General features: G+C 50.9%; 18 protein-coding genes and 1 tRNA gene. 12 read left to right on the top strand and 7 right to left on the bottom strand.

All coding sequences use genetic code 11. From position 1 onward, the window contains the following. Positions 1-152 precede the first annotated feature (152 nt). Positions 153-1,157 (top strand): LacI family DNA-binding transcriptional regulator, encoded by a 1,005-nt coding sequence (locus tag IE055_RS15705; protein ID WP_189402632.1) that lies wholly within the window; start codon positions 153-155, stop codon positions 1,155-1,157. Positions 1,158-1,322: 165 nt separating this feature from the next. Then, positions 1,323-2,174: a YIP1 family protein gene (locus tag IE055_RS15700; RefSeq protein ID WP_189402631.1), complete on the top strand. Its 852-nt coding sequence runs from the start codon at positions 1,323-1,325 to the stop codon at positions 2,172-2,174. Between the two features lie 76 nt (positions 2,175-2,250). Here the strand turns inward: IE055_RS15700 and IE055_RS15695 are convergent, their stop codons facing one another. Beyond that, entirely contained in the window at positions 2,251-3,888 is a 1,638-nt protein-coding gene (locus IE055_RS15695; protein ID WP_189402630.1) for a mucoidy inhibitor MuiA family protein, read from the bottom strand. Positions 3,889-4,055: 167 nt separating this feature from the next. Between IE055_RS15695 and purD the strand changes: the two genes are divergently transcribed. The 4 genes from purD to rpiA are packed head-to-tail and all read left to right on the top strand — an operon-like array spanning position 4,056 to position 7,454. Then, positions 4,056-5,345 carry a phosphoribosylamine--glycine ligase gene (purD, locus tag IE055_RS15690; RefSeq protein ID WP_189402629.1) on the top strand — a complete coding sequence of 430 codons (1,290 nt, stop codon included), beginning with the start codon at positions 4,056-4,058 and terminating at the stop codon, positions 5,343-5,345. 20 nt (positions 5,346-5,365) lie between these two features. Further along, positions 5,366-6,274 (top strand): thymidylate synthase, encoded by a 909-nt coding sequence (gene thyA, locus IE055_RS15685; RefSeq protein WP_189402628.1) that lies wholly within the window; start codon positions 5,366-5,368, stop codon positions 6,272-6,274. Next, positions 6,274-6,756, top strand: a complete 483-nt coding sequence (locus IE055_RS15680) for a dihydrofolate reductase (RefSeq protein WP_189402627.1) — start codon at positions 6,274-6,276, stop codon at positions 6,754-6,756. Before thyA ends, IE055_RS15680 begins: the two co-directional genes overlap by 1 nt. Positions 6,757-6,794: 38 nt before the next feature. Then, entirely contained in the window at positions 6,795-7,454 is a 660-nt protein-coding gene (gene rpiA, locus IE055_RS15675; protein WP_189402626.1) for a ribose-5-phosphate isomerase RpiA, read from the top strand. Positions 7,455-7,940: 486 nt separating this feature from the next. On the opposite strand, the gene IE055_RS15670 is transcribed toward rpiA, so the two are convergent. Together IE055_RS15670 and IE055_RS15665 are read right to left on the bottom strand one after the other, a co-directional pair. Beyond that, positions 7,941-8,240 (bottom strand): GIY-YIG nuclease family protein, encoded by a 300-nt coding sequence (locus IE055_RS15670; protein ID WP_189402625.1) that lies wholly within the window; start codon positions 8,238-8,240, stop codon positions 7,941-7,943. 269 nt (positions 8,241-8,509) lie between these two features. Next, positions 8,510-9,592, bottom strand: coding sequence for a hypothetical protein (locus IE055_RS15665; protein ID WP_189402624.1), 1,083 nt, complete (start codon positions 9,590-9,592; stop codon positions 8,510-8,512). 7 nt (positions 9,593-9,599) lie between these two features. Here IE055_RS15665 and IE055_RS15660 point away from each other — a divergent pair, with 7 nt between their 5' ends. Then, positions 9,600-9,848 carry a CPXCG motif-containing cysteine-rich protein gene (locus IE055_RS15660; RefSeq protein ID WP_229794325.1) on the top strand — a complete coding sequence of 83 codons (249 nt, stop codon included), beginning with the start codon at positions 9,600-9,602 and terminating at the stop codon, positions 9,846-9,848. Between the two features lies 1 nt (position 9,849). Here the strand turns inward: IE055_RS15660 and trmB are convergent, their stop codons facing one another. From trmB to IE055_RS15640, 4 genes are all read right to left on the bottom strand, one after another. Continuing rightward, positions 9,850-10,539, bottom strand: a complete 690-nt coding sequence (trmB, locus tag IE055_RS15655) for a tRNA (guanosine(46)-N7)-methyltransferase TrmB (protein WP_189402623.1) — start codon at positions 10,537-10,539, stop codon at positions 9,850-9,852. A 985-nt stretch (positions 10,540-11,524) separates the two neighbouring features. Next, entirely contained in the window at positions 11,525-12,370 is an 846-nt protein-coding gene (locus IE055_RS15650) for a hypothetical protein (protein ID WP_189402622.1), read from the bottom strand. A gap of 5 nt (positions 12,371-12,375) precedes the next feature. Next, complete coding sequence (locus IE055_RS15645; RefSeq protein ID WP_189402621.1) at positions 12,376-12,672, bottom strand: PqqD family protein; 297 nt, start codon at positions 12,670-12,672, stop codon at positions 12,376-12,378. Between the two features lie 14 nt (positions 12,673-12,686). Next, positions 12,687-13,799, bottom strand: coding sequence for a nucleotidyltransferase family protein (locus tag IE055_RS15640; protein ID WP_189402620.1), 1,113 nt, complete (start codon positions 13,797-13,799; stop codon positions 12,687-12,689). Positions 13,800-13,954: 155 nt separating this feature from the next. Here IE055_RS15640 and mutY point away from each other — a divergent pair, with 155 nt between their 5' ends. The 5 genes from mutY to IE055_RS15615 all read left to right on the top strand — a co-directional run bounded on the left by mutY (position 13,955) and on the right by IE055_RS15615 (position 17,677). Beyond that, positions 13,955-14,977, top strand: coding sequence for an A/G-specific adenine glycosylase (gene mutY, locus IE055_RS15635; protein ID WP_189402619.1), 1,023 nt, complete (start codon positions 13,955-13,957; stop codon positions 14,975-14,977). A gap of 38 nt (positions 14,978-15,015) precedes the next feature. Further along, positions 15,016-15,315: an oxidative damage protection protein gene (locus IE055_RS15630; protein ID WP_189402618.1), complete on the top strand. Its 300-nt coding sequence runs from the start codon at positions 15,016-15,018 to the stop codon at positions 15,313-15,315. A gap of 110 nt (positions 15,316-15,425) precedes the next feature. Further along, positions 15,426-15,501: transfer RNA gene (locus tag IE055_RS15625), tRNA-Phe, on the top strand. Positions 15,502-15,609: 108 nt separating this feature from the next. After that, a complete protein-coding gene (locus IE055_RS15620) occupies positions 15,610-16,644 on the top strand; it encodes a site-specific integrase (protein WP_189402617.1) in 1,035 nt (344 codons plus the stop codon). 43 nt (positions 16,645-16,687) lie between these two features. Continuing rightward, positions 16,688-17,677 (top strand): ATP-binding protein, encoded by a 990-nt coding sequence (locus IE055_RS15615; protein WP_189402616.1) that lies wholly within the window; start codon positions 16,688-16,690, stop codon positions 17,675-17,677. The last annotated feature ends 12 nt before the right edge of the window (positions 17,678-17,689 follow it).

The raw sequence follows: 17,689 nt of genomic DNA, 5'->3' as shown, positions 1-17,689 counted from the left end.
GCAAAATACAACCGATTGCACAAAAATGCAACCGGTTGTATTGAAAAAAATACGCTATACTCTCACTTAGGTAGCTTTATGGGTTCGCCGTCGCCTCGGCTCCATGGTTTTGATACGCTTCACATTCCACCCAGAAAGAGGTCGAAAAACAAATGAAAATGTCCGATTTAGCCAAGTTAGCAGGCGTGTCAAAGTCCACTGTGTCACGCGCACTCGCTGGCAGTGAGCGTGTCACTAAAGAAACTCGTGACCGCATTCAGCAATTAGCTAAAGAACACAACTACCGTATGAACATGCGCGCGCGAAATTTTCGCTTGCAAAACATATTGACCATTGGGGTTCTACTGCCCTCCAACGGTCAGGCGGAATGGCTCGCCACAGACCCATTTATCCTTGAAATGCTGGGATCCGTAGCCGATGCACTGGAAGCTAGAGGCGGTCATGAGCTATTGCTGGCTAAGCACTCGAATAACAACCCATCATGGATTGGTGAATTTGCCGAAACCCGCAGCGTGGACGGCATCATCGTCATTGGTCAAAGTCTCTACCACGACGAACTCAACAAAGTTGCTGACATCAGCAGCGCCATGGTGGTGTGGGGCGCGCAACTACCAGATCAAAGGTATGTCACCGTCGGCACGGACAACTACCAGGGCTGCAAACTTGCCACCGAACACCTCCTGAAGCAAGGCCGTAAACGCTTTGTATTTCTAGGCGACACTCGATTTCCAGAAACGCAATTACGCTACCAAGGCTTTCAGTCTGCATTGTCCGAAGCCGGCCTGACGGTCCACGCCGAGCTCATCGCCTATTCTGAAACCGCCAGTGACGCTGCGCTGAACTATGTTTCTGAGTTGCTCGATCAACAACCGGGGTTCGATGCCTTAGTGGCGTCCAGCGATTTGTTGGCATTCAGCGCAATAAAGGCCATCCATGATGGCGGTTTGTCGGTGCCTGAAGATATCGCCGTGGTTGGTTACGATGACATCACCCTGTCTGAGTACAGCAATCCCACGCTGACATCAATCACACAAAATCGCCGAGCAGGTGGGCAGGCTCTAGTCGATACACTGTTTGATTTGCTTGAAAATAAATCGGTCCAGAGCCAATTTATTCCCACCGAACTTGTGGTTCGTGAATCCACACTAGGCTCTTGATCCTGCTACGAAAATATGACTTCAGACCATCTCATTCAGTTTGCTACTTGAGTAACACTGAAGCGGCTGGCTATACTGGGCGCAGCAGGTGTCAAATCGGCAAAGTTCTTGTGCCTGCAGTGAAAACTTTGTTTTAAGGTGACGCACCCTACAGGAGAACAACGAATGAGCGATGATAAACAAACCCAAGATCCGAATGAAAACCAAGAGCAGGTGACTCCAGAGGCCGCTCCCAGCACCGACACAAGCCCACCTTTTGACATCAACAGCGTCATTGCCGATGCCAAAAAAATAATTACCGACCCGGTTGGCTTTTACCGCAATATGCCGCAAACAGGCGGCTTTGTTGACCCCATTCTGTTCGTGGTGTGTATGGGACTGGTAACGGCAGTTATCGGCTTTGTACTTAACATCATCGGCCTAGCCAAATTCAATACCATGATGGGTGGCGCGATAGGCTTCGGCATGCTGATAGGCCTGCCAATTATGTTTGTCATCGGTAGCTTTATTGGTGCTGCGATTCTCTTCGTCATCTGGAAACTGATGGGGTCGCAGAAGAACTACGAAGTTGCTTACCGCGCGACCGCTTACACCACAGCATTGGCTCCGATTGCATCGGCATTGTCCATCATCCCATACGTTGCCGGCATCGTTAAAACGCTCTGGAGCTGTTTTCTGTTGTATACCGCGAGTGTTGAAGTACACGAGCTCAAAGCGCAAACCGCCAAAATCGTGTTCGGCATCTTTGCTGCACTGGGTGTTATTTCCAACGTTGGTAGCGAACACACGGTTCGCAAATACAGCTCCATGGCGAAAAAGTGGAGCAGCGAAATCAAGCATGAGGCGCGCGAAGGCAGCATTGCGCATTCCTTATCTGAACTGGAAAACATCGAAGACATGACACCAGAAGAAGCAGGCAAACAATTTGGTGAGTTTATAAAAGGCATGGAGAAGTTCTCCAAGGGTATGGAAGAAAGTATCAAAGAGCAAGAAGCGGCTGAGAAAGAAAACGACTAACAGCGCTAGTTCAACCGAGTTAAAAAACGGCCTGTCGAACATATCGGCAGGCCGTTTTTATTTACTAAATCACCTACTAGCGTGCACCCGAGACTAACCGTTCGTCTGCGGGGTGAGTGAGTGTATAGGCATAACGGATGGACCACGTTTCGCCAGCCGTGAGACTTTTTCGCCACACCATGACTCCAGCCTGCTTATCCTCATCTTCGACCGTTGGCGGCGTGGCGTTGTCAGCTTGTTCTATTTTGATATCTCGGTTTTTTGCCACTGGATAAGCGTCGCGCACTTCGACTAGCGCGGCGCCAGGGCGGCGATTGGTTATTTGGTACACCAAATCCATCGCTTCGATACGCTGCTTTTTAAACACACCAGATTTAGCATCTTTGCCACCTTGATCCACCACCTTGACTTCAATGCGCGGATCTTGACCCATCGGCAAATTGACTTCCGCGCCCGGCAACAAACTCGGCATCATCGCTTCGCCCATAAACACACCGTCAACGAACACATTCATCGAACTGCTATACAAAGGATCACTCCCCGTATTCACCAGCTTAGCGGTCAAAAACGCCTCGGTTTTTTGCCGAGGCACAATCTGAGTCACCAGTTCCGCGGCAAACTCATAGCTTTTTAAATCAAACCGCTGCGACTCATCGTTATTATTGCTGATCGAAATACGACCTGGAATCGGGAAATTCATGGCAAAGGTGCCACTCCAGCTCGGGTCCCGAACTTGCTTACTACCGGTAACCACAATCTCTTCAACTGAATCGGCCATCATCGGTGCAGCGACCGCTTGGTACATGTCTTGCCGGCTCGCGGATCGACGTGCTATCGGCGGCGCCAGATTCACAAAACGACTACTCACTTCAGGTGCCACAATGTCCTGAGATGGCTCACTGGTGGACAGGATGACCTTCACGTCATTCCAGACCTCGTCGGTCGACTGCGACACCACCGCTTTCTGCGCCAACAACAATGATTCCTTCGCCGTGTCGAGACGTGCTTCGTATACTGGGTACCACTGCGCATCATCCTGAGGGTAACGCGCCTGAATCGTGATACTACGCGCACTGTCACTAATCAGATCCATCACCACCGTGGACGAGGCTTGACTGGTGCTGCGTTTATCGGCTAACTGGCGCTCCAACAAGGCAGCGTCCTTCTGCAACTCAGCTTTGGCGCGGGCATTGTCACGCAGAGTTGCGTAAGCTTGCGCTGCCCCGCCTTGCATCAAGGTCAGAGCACGCTGCCAGCTGGCCGTATCCGCGTTCGCCTGAGCGGCCCCAGACCACGCTTCTTTGGAATAGCCCGTCGCCAGAGACTCGAGAAAGGTGAGTTGCAGCTTGGCAGCTTTGTCGGCATCCTCCAGAACCTGAATTTTCTCTTGGACCGATTCAAGTGAGGCCCGCAACGTCAGTACTTCTGGGTTGTCAGTATCACGCAACTCATTACGCACTACCTTGACCTGCCCTAAGCGTACCTCAGTATTACTCAATTCCAGTCGCAGTCGCTCTGGTTCTAGATCCGCGGGGAACCCAGCCATCTCGATACGCTGTTCACCTGCATGGGTAGTCAGGCTGGCGGTGCGCGTGACGGTCGCACCATAACTGTACACCGTCACTTCCGAAATTTTACTGGCTAAACTCGCCGCATCGGCGCCCGGCGTCACGAGAGTGCCCACCAGCACCATCGCCATGAGTATTTTTTGCATTTGCATTCTTCCTTACCACAATTGTGAGACATTGATCCAACAGGCAGTCTAAAGCAGAACCTCCGCATACTCAATTCAACAGCAGCAGCGGCTCGGATCGACGAGACACGGCGGTGCGCACGAGGTAGAATGTGCGCCAATCCAAATCGTCAATTCAAACACACAGCATGCAGGTTTTAATCATCGGCAGCGGCGGTCGAGAGCACGCATTTGCGTGGAAAGTCGCGCAATCAGATTCCGTCTCCAAGGTATTCGTGGCACCTGGTAACGCAGGAACGGCGCGCGAAGCCAAGGTCACCAATGTTGACATCGGCGTGGAAGATATCGAACGGCTGATCGAGTTTGCACAACAAGAGAAAATTGACCTCACAATTGTTGGCCCCGAGGCTCCGTTGGTGATCGGTGTGGTAGATGCCTTTGAAAAAGCGGGCTTAAAATGCTTCGGACCCAGTGCCGGGGCCGCTCAGCTCGAGGGCTCAAAAGCATTCAGTAAGGATTTTCTGGCGCGACACGGTATTCCAACAGCGGCCTACCAAGTGTTCACCGATGCCGATCAGGCCTGTGATTACATTGCGCAACAAGGCGCACCAATCGTCGTCAAAGCCGATGGTCTGGCTGCCGGGAAAGGCGTTATCGTGGCGCACAGCGTTGATGAAGCACAAGCTGCCGCGCGCGACATGTTACTCGACAATAAATTTGGCGATGCTGGTGCACGTGTGGTGGTCGAAGAATTCATGCAAGGCGAAGAAGCCAGTTTTATCTGCATGGTCGACGGTGATAACATTTTGCCGCTCGCCACATCACAAGACCACAAAGCGCGTGACGATGGTGACCAGGGCCCAAATACCGGCGGCATGGGTGCGTATTCGCCTGCACCGGTGGTTACCAATGAGATTCATGACCGGATCATGCAACAGGTTATTTTCCCGACCGTGGCCGGCATCAAACAAGACGGCCATCCGTACACTGGGTTTCTCTACGCTGGCTTAATGATCACGCCGGAAGGCACACCCAAGGTAGTGGAATTCAACTGTCGCTTTGGCGACCCTGAAACGCAACCGATCCTGATGCGACTCAAATCCGATCTGGTCGAACTGTGCCTGGCTGGTTTAGAAGGTGGTCTAGGCGAGACTGAAGCCGAATGGGACCCTCGAGCAGCGGTTGGCGTAGTGCTTGCGGCTGGTGGATACCCGGAATCATACGCCAAGGGCAAGCCCATCTCAGGGCTCGACGACTGCGACTCTGCGGATTGCAAAACCTTCCATGCTGGCACCGCATTGCAAGGCGACAGTGTCGTGACTAGCGGTGGACGCGTCTTATGCGTAACAGCGTTGGGTAGCAGCGTGACCGACGCGCAGCAACGTGCGTACCAGGCTGTCGATAAAATTAGCTGGGACGGCATGTTCTGCCGCTCAGACATCGCGTATCGCGCCATCGCTCGCGAAGCGCAGGCTTAATCAACCGATAGGCAACAGGCATGCAAGCATACCTCGACCTTCTGCAAGACGTGTTCGATAACGGTGTTGGTAAAGACGACCGTACCGGTACCGGCACACGTAGCGTGTTTGGCCGTCAGTTACGCTGCAATCTTAGCGATGGCTTCCCGCTGTTGACCACCAAAAAAGTTTTTCTGCGCGGCATCATCCATGAACTGCTCTGGTTTGTGCGCGGTGACACCAATATAAGATACCTGGTAGACAACAACGTTGGCATCTGGAACGAATGGCCGTTTCAACGATACTTGAAAGCGCAAGGGCGAGATCAAGACGTCAAACAAGGTTCCTGTGATTGGCAATATCAGTTGGAAGAGTTTATTACGCGTATCAAGCAAGATGACGACTTCGCCCAACAATGGGGCGAACTCGGGCCAGTGTACGGCAAGCAATGGCGTGACTTCTCCGGCATCGATCAGCTCGACTGGGTGGTGAATGAAATCAAAACCAACCCAACATCTCGCCGCTTAATCGTGTCTGCCTGGAACCCAGCTGAAATCGAAGAAATGGCCAAAGCCGGCTTGCCGCCCTGTCATACCTTATTTCAGTTTTACGTATCGCCAGATAACAAGCTCAGCTGCCAGCTGTATCAACGCAGTGCCGACTTATTTCTTGGTGTGCCGTTTAATATTGCCAGCTACGCACTGTTGACCATGATGGTCGCACAAGTGTGCAATCTCGGACTCGGCGAGTTCGTGCACACCTTTGGCGACGTGCACATTTACAACAACCATCAAGAGCAGGTCAAAACGCAGCTTCAACGCGCACCAAAAGCGCTGCCAAACATGCACATAAACCCAGACGTCGATGACTTGTTCGCGTTCCAATTCGATGACTTCGAGCTCCGCGACTATGATCCAGACCCTGCAATTCGCGCACCGGTGGCCGTGTAATGGAGATCATTCTAATTGCAGCCATCGGCGAAAATGGCGAGATGGGTCACAACAACGAACTGCTTTGGCACCTGCCCGGTGACCTGCCTCGGTTTAAGCAACTGACCATGGGTTCCCCAATTATTATGGGGCGCAAGACCTTCGATTCCATCGGTCGCGCGCTTCCTGGCAGGCTCAATATTGTGCTCACCGAGAACAGCGAGTGGCAAGCAGACGGCGTGACCGTCGCCAATTCCATCCATGCCGCGCTTGAACTCGCAAACGAAGCCGACACCGGTCGTGCCTTCGTGATTGGCGGCGGCCAAATTTACAAATTATTTCTAGCCTACGCCACCAAACTGGAACTTACCGAAGTGTATGACACACCGGTCGCCGACACGTATTTTCCACTGTTCTCCAGCAACGACTTCGTTGAAGTTCAGCGCGAGAAAATTATCGACAAAGAACCTGCTTTCGATTACGTCACGTATCAACGTGTATGATTAACTGTCGTCCAACTGCCTGCTAAAGAGAATCGATCATGAGCCCCGAACAAGCCAAACAACTCGTCGCCGAAGCCGCCATCGCCTACCTGGAATGGGATTGGGTTGTCGGCGTCGGCACCGGCTCAACCGCCAACCTGTTTATCGATGAGCTGGCCAAAATCAAACGCAACATCGAGGGCACCGTCGCCAGTTCCGAGGCGTCCGCCGAACGCTTACGCAGTCATGGAATCAAAGTCTATGAACTCAACGACGTCGGCGACCTACCTATTTATGTCGACGGCGCGGACGAAGCCACCAAACACCTCGACCTGATCAAAGGTGGCGGCGCTGCCCTAACCCGCGAAAAAATCGTCGCCGCAGCCAGCGAGAAGTTCATCTGCATCGTCGATGATTCAAAATTAGTAGACCGACTGGGGGCCTTTCCTCTGCCGGTCGAAGTCATTCCAATGGCAAAGTCCTACGTGGCAAGACAACTGGTTAAACTCGGCGGCAATCCCGTACTACGAGAGGGCGTTGTCACCGACAACGGCAATCTAATCATCGACGTGCACCACCTGCAAATCGACAACCCAGCGGAAGTGGAACGCACCATCAACCAAATTGCCGGCGTCGTCACTAATGGCCTGTTCGCCCAGCGCGGCGCGGACGTGCTATTACTCGGCGGCAGTAATGGGGTTCGGACTTTGACCGCGTAGCGACACCCTAACTTGGTATAACCAATCCCTTACCGTCCTGAACCGCTATAGTCCCGCGCCATCCCAAGCCGCAAAAAAACAGTGTCATCCTGATCCGCAAAAACCCCTGTCATCCTGAGCCGCAAAAAAACTGTGTCATCCTGAGCCGCAGCGCGGCGAAGGATCTAACCAAAGAGATTGCCACGTCGCTACGCTCCTCGCAATGACGCGAGGTTGGGCTAAGCTCTCATCACACATGCCGTCACATTAGCTTGAACCACAATAATTCTCGGCCACCCTGTAGCGTAAAAACCCTCCATCGTCCTGATCCCTGCCATCCTGAGCCGCAGCGCGGCGAAGGATCTAACCAAAGAGATTGCCACGTCGCTACGCTCCTCGCAATGACCAGGGGTTGGAGCGACCAATTGTTACACAACCACCGCGCCAGCTTGACCCGAAAAAATACTTCCGTCATCCTGAGTCGCAAAGCGACGAAGGATCTCTACTCTACTTCCAACCAAACAATGACTTCGACAAATCTTTTTTCAACGGATTTAACGCGACCACTAATGCATTCTTACGACTCCGCTTCCAGCCTTTGATCTGCTTTTCTCTTTGAATCGCCGCCACAATTGAATCCGCGCATTCCCACCAAATTAGATCGGTACAGTTATATTTGGCGGTAAATCCTGGGACTATCTTATGTTTGTGCTGGTACACACGTCTCTCCAGGTTTGATGTAACACCTACGTACAACACAGTGCGTGTTGAATTGCTCGTTATGTAGACGAATCCTTGTTTTGCCATGAAACTCCTCCTTGGTTTATGGGCATTTTTAAGCTTTTAGATTGCCACGTCGCTGCGCTCCTCGCAATGACGTCGAAAGAAAATGCGCCTCACAAATTCATATTAACAGCAGCTTTCGTGCCGACAAACTCCATCAAACCACACCATTAATCTCACTGGTAGTACGAGCAGCAATATTCCCCCGCCTTCCTGAACCCTTGCAACGCCCCATCATCCTGAACCTTTGCAACTACTCGTCATCCTGAGCTGCAACGCAGCGAAGGATCTCATCAATCCCGATCGGGAACCTGACTCAACTCTCCAGCAATAATCTCCTTCATCGCATAATACGACGGCATCTTGCGCAAGCTGCCTTCCCGATGATCCACTAACCCGTAGCCGGGATTGATTAATTGCCACCAGTAAACACGCTCTACCCAACCAGTTTGCCAGGCGATCTGGTAGTACCATTTGAGGTACTTGGCCTGGGTTTCTTCATCGACCGTGCGCGTTGGATTGCCCGAGTTCGGTGTGTAAGGTTTGGTATTCAATAACGGCCAGTTTGTCTCGGTGATCCACAACGCGTCGTCGCATCGATTCGACAGGCGTGTCATCGCTTTAGCGAGACGGAGCTTGTTCTCAAGATCGAAGATGCCGTATTGCGTTCCATAGGGAGAGTGCCGTCGGTTCACATAAAGCAGTGCTGCGTTGGCATCGATATGATAATTACGAAAATTCCATAAGGTTCGCCAGCTAAGTAGCGGCTCAAAATCGATAATTGAGGAACCCAATAACCTCAAATCTTTAAATTCGCTGCGTAATTCCTCCACCGCCACTTGCAGATCTAGCGCCTGACCAGAATGGACGCAACCCCATTTGGTGCGATTAACCGCGTTACCGATCCAGTAGGTGTTGGTGATATGACGCGTGGCGCGGATGATCTTTGCGACCTGGTTTTGCCAATCGGTCAGATGTTGCACACTGTCTCGGCTTTGCAGAATATTGATGACGAACTCATTGTTGGGGAACAGTTCCAAAAACCGCACATAGTCATCCAGTGCATCGACATCCCAACTCGGAATGCGCATCAATAACTGCTTAACACCGAGCTCGTCGACCATTTCAATGATCGCAGACTGGTACTCAACCTGCGGCGCAATACTCAGACCCACGAATTCATCTGAACTAATCCCAGAAGGTCTTTTCTTCAAGCTCAGATATTGATAGGCAATCGCTGGCAAACCAATCAGATTCGACCCGGCTACCTTAGCGTATTCCCAAACATTGCCCATGCCTGAACGCGGTTTGTCTTCATCGCGCATTTTATACGGCTGGCAGGAATACGGGTCCCACCATTCTGGTTGATTTTTCATAACAAAAATGGATTTTCGCGGTCACGACAGCCGGTTAACACGGGCTTGGTATTATTCAAGGATGTATCACGAAGCGCAAGTCAACTGCCCTTATTGCGGTGAAGAGTTCACCGCCTTTGTCGACCTTAGTCAAGGCAATCATCGAACTGTGGAAGATTGCTACGTGTGTTGTCGTCCGATCGAGTTTTTAATCGAATCCGACGGACAGAAGCTTCACCGAGTTGCCACGTTCACTGACGATGAGTCGGTGTTGTAAGTTATTTTTCGAACACCAGATCCCAAACGCCGTGACCTAAACGGATTCCACGCTTTTCGTATTTGGTGTCAGGCCGGTATTCTGGCTTGGGCGCATAACCAGACGGATCGCTGCTGGTATTGCATAGATCTGCATTCTGACTCAACACCCCTAGGATATGCTCCGCGTAATTCTCCCAGTCGGTTGCCACGTGAATATGACCACCCGGCGCCAGCTTCTTAACCAACATGGTCACGAAATCCGGCTGGATTAACCGCCGCTTGTGATGACGCTTTTTGTGCCATGGATCGGGGAAGAATATCTGCACACGATGCAAAGACGCATCTGGAATCTGCTGTTCGAGGACCTGTACCGCGTCGTCCTGCGACACTCGCACATTCTGCAGCCCACGTTGCTTCACCTGCACCAGTAAACTACCAACACCCGGACGATGCACCTCAACGCCGAAGAAGTTTAGATCCGGGTAGGCTTCAGCCATGTCCGCTAAAGACAGCCCATTACCAAACCCGATTTCGAGTACTACCGGCGCGTCTCGACCAAATTCTGCCGCCAGCTCAAGCGGCTCTGCTTTAAGTTCAATACCGTGCGTTGGCCAGAGTTGTTCAATGGCGTTTTTCTGACCAGTGGTCAATTTTCCTTCGCGTTTTACGAAACTGCGGATCGGTCGGTGGTGTTTGCTTGGTTCGTTCATGGTTCAAAATGGGCCTTTCAATCAGGTGTGGAGATTGCCACGTCGCTCCGCTCCTCGCAATGACGATTAAGGACAAAACAGATAACTTTTCTGGATTGGATTTTCACGGCGCTGGCGACAGAGGGCACAATAGGCAATTTATTCTGGATTGAAGCACTTCTTGGTACGTCAGTGGAAGGCGCACCATGCGTTTCTCGTCATTCTGAGCTGCAACCCGGTGAAGTATCTGCGTATGAGAATGTCATGTAGTTTCCAGTAATGACGATAAAGGACAAAGCAGATAGCTTTTCTGGATTGGATTTTCACTGCACTGGCGACAGAAGGCACCATAGGCAATTTATTCTGGATTGAAGGACTTCTTGGTACGTCAGTGGAAGGCGCACCATGCGTTTCCCGTCATTCTGAGCTGCAACCCGGTGACGTATCTGCGTATGAAAATGTCATATAGTTTCCAGTAATGACGATAAAGGGCAAAACAGATAGCTTTTCTGGATTGGATTTTCACTGCACTGGCGACAGAGGGCATAACAGGCAACTTATCTGGATTGAAGGACTTCTTGGTACGTCAGTGGAAGACGCACCATGCGTTTCCCGTCATTCTGAGCTGCAACCCGGTGAAGTATCTGCGTATGAGAATGTCATGTAGTTTCCAGTAATGACGATAAAGGACAAAACAGATAGCTTTTCTGGATTGGACTTTCACAGCGCTGGCGACAGAGGGCACCATAAGCAATCTATTCTGGATTGAAGGACTTCTTGGTACGTCAGTGAGTGGAAGACGCACCATGCGTTTCTCGTCATCCTGAGCTGCAACCCGTTGAAGTATCTGCGTATGAGAATGTCATGTAGCGCCTCGCAATGGCGATGAATTGACAGGAGGAATCACCACCTGCGTCATTCTGAGACGCCGCGCGACGAAGAAGCTCCTTCATCAATACCTCACTCCGTCATTCTGAGGAGCGACGCGACGAAGAATCTAGAATTCTCAACTCGCCAGCAACGCCTTAAGCTCCCCTGCAAACCCTTCCGGCAGCGTGTCAAACCCACCGTAATTCAGCACATAACACGGTGTCTCCCGGATCAACTTCATCATGGCGCGGAATCCGTGACCTTCCAGACTGCGGGCATTCACGTGGTTTGCCATCAGCCGCATACCGGCATCGCCGCTCGACAGACGCTCGAACTCGAAGTCCGCGCCTTTCTGAAACTTGATAAACACGAACATCGACACCGACAGCTCCCCCGAGACGTCAAAGCGAGCCCCAAGACTGGCAGGCGGTACGGCGTTGGCAAAACGCCCTTGTTGCACCAAATCTGATTGCTCGATCAGATGATCAATCGCCTCTAAACCATGCGCTTTGATCTGAATCGGGCGTGCGATACCTTGTAGTTTGTTCTCAGCGTCGATCAGAATAAGTTCATCCGTAACGTAATCATAGCCATTGGCGGCCAACCAAGTGGTAAACGAACTTTTACCGGCCCCACTACTGGCCGGGACGATTAAAGCATGGCCATTATGCGCGACCGCCGCCGCGTGCAAACAGTGTACGTTCTTTGCTCTATCTGCAACATGAAACACAATCCGGTCGGTCAAGTGATAGATTAGATCACCACTCGCTGAAAGTTTACGTTCGACATGCGCGGTGTGATCCAGCAAGGTCCAGTTTGACGACTCGGAATCAAAACCAACGACGATTTTAGTGCCATGTGATCGGGCGACTGGTTCGGCTGGAATGGCCGCTAACGCGAGCTCTACTAAGCCTTCCGCTGCGTCGCCTTTCGCACACACCGTCAGCTCGACGCCGCCATATTCAATGAGCCATCGTCGCATGCTGACTACCCGCTGGTGACGGCCTCGGGTGGCACCACTTCAATCACAGACTGTGCCACGAAATCACTGACCGCTTGCAACACATCGGTTTCGATCTGCGCAGCTTGGTCTGGGTACGCCTCTTGTAAAGCCGCGATGATTTCAGCCACGCTGTGTTGCTCGTTGAGAAGCTGCCATATGATGGCAGACGGCCCATTTAATTGCAGCGTGGTGGCCGTAGCTGGGTTATACAACAATAAATCACCGTCCATGTCTTCCAACAGACAATCCGGCGCTTGTTGATATCGCTTACTTGTGTCCATAAACCTATTGTACGCTAACCGCCGCGAATTGCGGACAAAACCCGTCGCATCAATGATTGCAAAACCGCTGCCGGATGTCGCAACCATTTAACGCGCCACAGTGAGCGCATTGGGTCCACATGATAATGCAAATGCAGCCACCAATCTGACGGGCGGAACAAAGCACGTGACTTGGCTAGCCAGGAATTTTGACTACCTAGGATCTGCCCCAGCGGCTGCATGATAATCCCGACATCCGACACGGCGCGCGTTGGCAAGGGTGACAATGCTGTTTGGAGATCACTTGGCAGCGGCGTCCATAGATGCAAACAGCGCAGCGTATTTAGCACATGCGGATAGCGTTGCTGGAGTGCTTGCCACTGCCCGGATTGCAACACGCGCTGCGCCAACCCAACCACATCCATCACATTAATCAACTTCAATGCCGAGCCCGGATGCAGCCCCTCCAGATGCAATGTCACCTGATGCAGCATGGTGAGGTCATCCAAAGCGTTCATCGTTAGCGCTTGCCAGCTAATAGCCTGAATCTGATCGCGCGACTCTGGGTAATAGCAGTGCCCCGCGGTATCGCGTGACACACCATCAAGGTGCAGTTCAACACTGCAAACAAACCCATCAATTGTCTTGGTGGCATTCGGGAGTTGATGCACATCGCGCATAAATTTGGACGGCTGCGCGTGCGGCAAATGAAATCCAATGGAGCGCAATGCGTCCGCCGCCCGGCTCAGGTCAGCCCGACGCAACAAGAGGTCCATGTCACGCATCGGACGTAAATACGCCTGACCGTATAAATGCGGCATCAAGGCAGCGCCCTTCAAAGCCAGGTAATCAATACCCTGCGCCTGAAACACGGTATCAATCTGTTGCAATGCGTGATATCGCGCTTTGGCCGCGCTGTGATGACGCATTTTCAGTGCTTTTAATGGCGCGTTGAGTTGCTCTGGAACCGGCAGGTCGTATTCCTGAATGTGTTTGTTGGCAAACCCCGATAAACCATGCAGTTCAATCTGGTTTATCCACGCCTGCCAATCAGACACCGCGAGCAAGCGTTCACGCGCAGCGGTTTGCGCCTCACTGTCTAACGTGAAGCGCGCTAAAACCGAGACTGAAGGGAGCGGCCTATGCATAGTGCGAGTCTAAACCAGCTCGCACAAAGCACAAGCCCGCGCATCAGAATTACACACACTATTTTCATGAAACGAATCACCACCTTCATCTAATCAAGGTCTGAAAAATGCTACCCTTAACGGGCTTAACCCACTGGCTTTTTCTGACACGCGCAATGCAGACCATCACCAACACCTTACTCAACTGGCACCGCGATCACGGCCGACATCATTTGCCTTGGCAAAACACGCACGATGCGTATCGGATTTGGCTGTCGGAGATCATGTTGCAACAAACTCAGGTCAGTACAGTAATACCGTATTTCGAACGCTTTGTGGATCGCTTCCTGCGCGTGACGGATCTGGCGCACGCTGAGCAAGATGAAGTCCTGCATTTATGGACGGGCCTTGGCTACTACGCTCGTGCACGCAACCTGCATGCGGCTGCCAAAATCGTCGCCGAGAAGTACGACGGGCACTTTCCGACCACCTTCGACGAGATGGTCGACTTGCCCGGTATTGGCCGCTCCACCGCTGGGGCAATTCTGGCCTTCTCGACCCGTCAGCGCTTTCCAATCCTGGACGGCAACGTCAAACGCGTACTCGCTCGGTTCTACGCCATTGAAGGCTGGTACGGCGTCAAAGCCGTGGAGAACAAACTCTGGGAACTGGCCGATCTCAACACACCGCAGGACGATGTGCACATCTACACGCAAGCCATTATGGATTTCGGCGCGACCCTCTGCACCCGCAGCAAGCCCAACTGCCCAGACTGCCCGTTAAATTCGGACTGCACCGCATTACACACCAATCGAGTCACCGAACTGCCGCACGGCAAACCAAAACAAACCAAGCCGAGCAAGCAAACCGTGATGCTGTTGATCAAAAACCCAGACGATGCATTCTGGTTGTCACAGAATCCACCCAGCGGCATCTGGGGCGGACTCTGGTGCCCGCCACAAGTAGAGTCAGTTGAAGATGACTACGTAATCGACGGCCTCTCGGTCACTGCGCTGCAAACCCTGCCTGAACTCAAACACGTGTTCAGCCACTTTACCTTGCACATCACACCTGTGCTGTGCCTACCCAACCAAACAGCAATGAACGTCGCCGACTCGAGCGCGGTATGGTATAAACCCCATTCAGACCAAACGCTCGGCCTCGCCGCGCCGGTCAAGAAATTGTTAGAAACGTATTAGCGCGTTGTAAGCCACGCGCACAGCATCAGGAGCCTAACGTGTCACGCACCGTGTTCTGCCAAAAACTGCAAAAAGAAGCCCCCGGCCTCGCCTTTCAAACTTGGCCTGGCGAACTGGGTAAACGCATTTTCGAAAATATCTCGCAAGCCGCCTGGGACCAATGGGTCAATCACCAGACCATGCTGATCAACGAATACCGTCTAAACCCCATGGACCCCAAGGCCAAAGAACTCATCGTGAGCGAAATGGAAAAATTCCTGTTCGGCGAAGGCGCAGAAAAGCCCGCTGACTACGTGCCACCGCAAAACCCGAACGATCCCATCGTAGACGAGTTTTAAACCGCATAAAATCGCAAAAAGTACTTGACTCAAAACGCGCATTCCTTTGTAATGCGCTGCTCCGAAAGGAACCCCACCCAGTCTGACTAACCAAGCTCAGACGCACAAATGGCCAGGTAGCTCAGTCGGTAGAGCAGGGGACTGAAAATCCCCGTGTCGGCAGTTCGATTCTGTCCCTGGCCACCATTTTATCTTTTAATTTCAATGGCTTGACGAAACGTCCTTTCGTTGATTTCCCTTGCCTTTCGCCAAAGGGTACAATTTGGGTACACTGCTCAGATTCGGTACTTGTATATGGCCACAATAACCAAGACAGACTCAGGAAAATGGAAGGCAATTATCCGTCGCTCTGGCTGGCCAAAAGTATCTAAAACATTCCGTATAAAACGCGACGCAGAGGACTGGGCACGCACTACCGAAGACGAAATCATTCGCGGTATCTATATACCAAGAAATCACTCTGAAAAGCTCACCATCGCCCAGGCATTGCTCAGATATACAAAAGAAGTTACGCCAACGAAAAAGCCAACCACTCAAAAACGAGAATTTGGCCGTGCAGATCAGCTAAGTCAAGAACTTGGCCGCTATAGTATGACTGCACTAAATACAGAAATCATCGCTAAGTATAGAGACAAAAGAGCAGAAGAAGGAAAAAGCGCAAGCACGATTCGTTTAGAGCTCGCCCTTCTCAGCCACCTCTATTCCACTGCAATCAAAGAATGGGGATTAGGCCTAGTCTCAAATCCTGTAATGAATGTACGGAAACCTAGCCCCGGAGCTGGCCGAGACAGAAGGCTCGTTGATGACGAGGAAGATCGCCTACTTAGAGCCTGCAACCAACACAGCAACCCCTTCTTAGGATGGATAGTTCGCATAGCTTTATATACAGCTATGCGACAAGGCGAGATTCTTGGGCTCGAAAAATCAAGAGTTAATCTCAAGAGAGGTGTTCTTACTATTCACAATACAAAGAACAACGACTCACGAACAATACCTCTATCAGACAAAGCAAAAGCTGTATTCAAAGAAGTTCTGCAGCACCCTATTCGCCCTTTAGATACTAATTTACTATTTTATGGCGAACCTGGAAAAGACGGCAACCGTAGACCATACACTTTGAATAGAGTTTGGAGCTCTGCGTTAAAAAGAGCTGAAATTACAAATTTGAGATTCCATGATCTTCGACATGAAGCCACAAGCAGGTTTGTCGAAGCAGGACTAACTGACCAAGAGGTTGCTTCAATTACTGGTCATAGATCAATGCAAATGCTTAAGAGGTACACTCACCTTAGAAACGAAGATTTAGTAAATAAAATATCTAAAATTTAATCACTACGATAATCATGGCGTGGCCATCGAATAATTAGAAAGAATGAGCGAAACAATTTACTGTCCAAGAAATTTGCATGACGTTTCAGCAGCAGGCTTCATAAACGAAATATGGCGAGTAAAAGACGTAGCTCATATTACTTTGGATTTTAGCAACCTAGGCTGGGTTTACCCTTCTGGAGCACTAGGGCTAGCGGTCGGCATTAGGAATATTACAAAACAGCGCTTTAAGAAACAGCTACGCACTAGTGTAAGTGGCCATCGATCAAATGAGGCTTGCTCCTATCTGCAACACTTTGGCTTCTTTAAGTTTGTAGGTATAGACGCAGGAAACCCCGTTAACTCAACATACGGAAACACAAACTATATTCCAATTAAATCTATTCAAAAATCTGAACTCGAAGAGAGTGAAAATGTGCTCCAAGTAGAGATTGAAAATAGGTCAAACGAACTAGTGAAAATTTTGTACCCTAACTCAAGAGACGCCTATGCCGCCGACTTCCTAGGGTATTGTATGCGCGAAATAATAAGAAATGTATTTGAACATTCAAAAGCAAAAGAATGCTTTATGATGGCTCAAAAATGGGCCGATGGCTTTGCTGAAATATCAATATCTGACGAGGGTATCGGTATCGCTGAAAGCCTCTCGGCAGCGCATAACATTGCGAATAAGAGATCCGCTATAAGAATGGCTTTACTGCCAGGAATATCTTCAGAAGTAGCTCCACTAAACGAAGATAGGTGGCAAAACTCAGGCTTTGGCTTGTACGTTCTCTCTCAACTCGGCAAGCAACTAGGGGGATTCTCTATCGTGAGTAATGATGTAATGCTGTCGCTTAGAAATGAGCAAGATCAAGTGATCATCACGCCATCAAAAGGTACAACAGTCAACCTCCGAGTCAACACCAACGACGCAGATTACCTCCCCAATATTGTCAAAAACGTTATCACGAAAGGAGAAGAACTGGCAAAAACCATACCGGGCGCACGGCCCATGGCATCAAAGGCATCGAAATCTTTATCTATTTGGTAAGTACCGTACTCT

Origin of the sequence: Arenicella chitinivorans, from assembly GCF_014651515.1 — a bacterium.
Taxonomy (GTDB): domain Bacteria; phylum Pseudomonadota; class Gammaproteobacteria; order Arenicellales; family Arenicellaceae; genus Arenicella; species Arenicella chitinivorans.
Note: the sequence above shows the minus strand (reverse complement) of the source record. Positions and strands in the feature narration are given on the sequence as shown.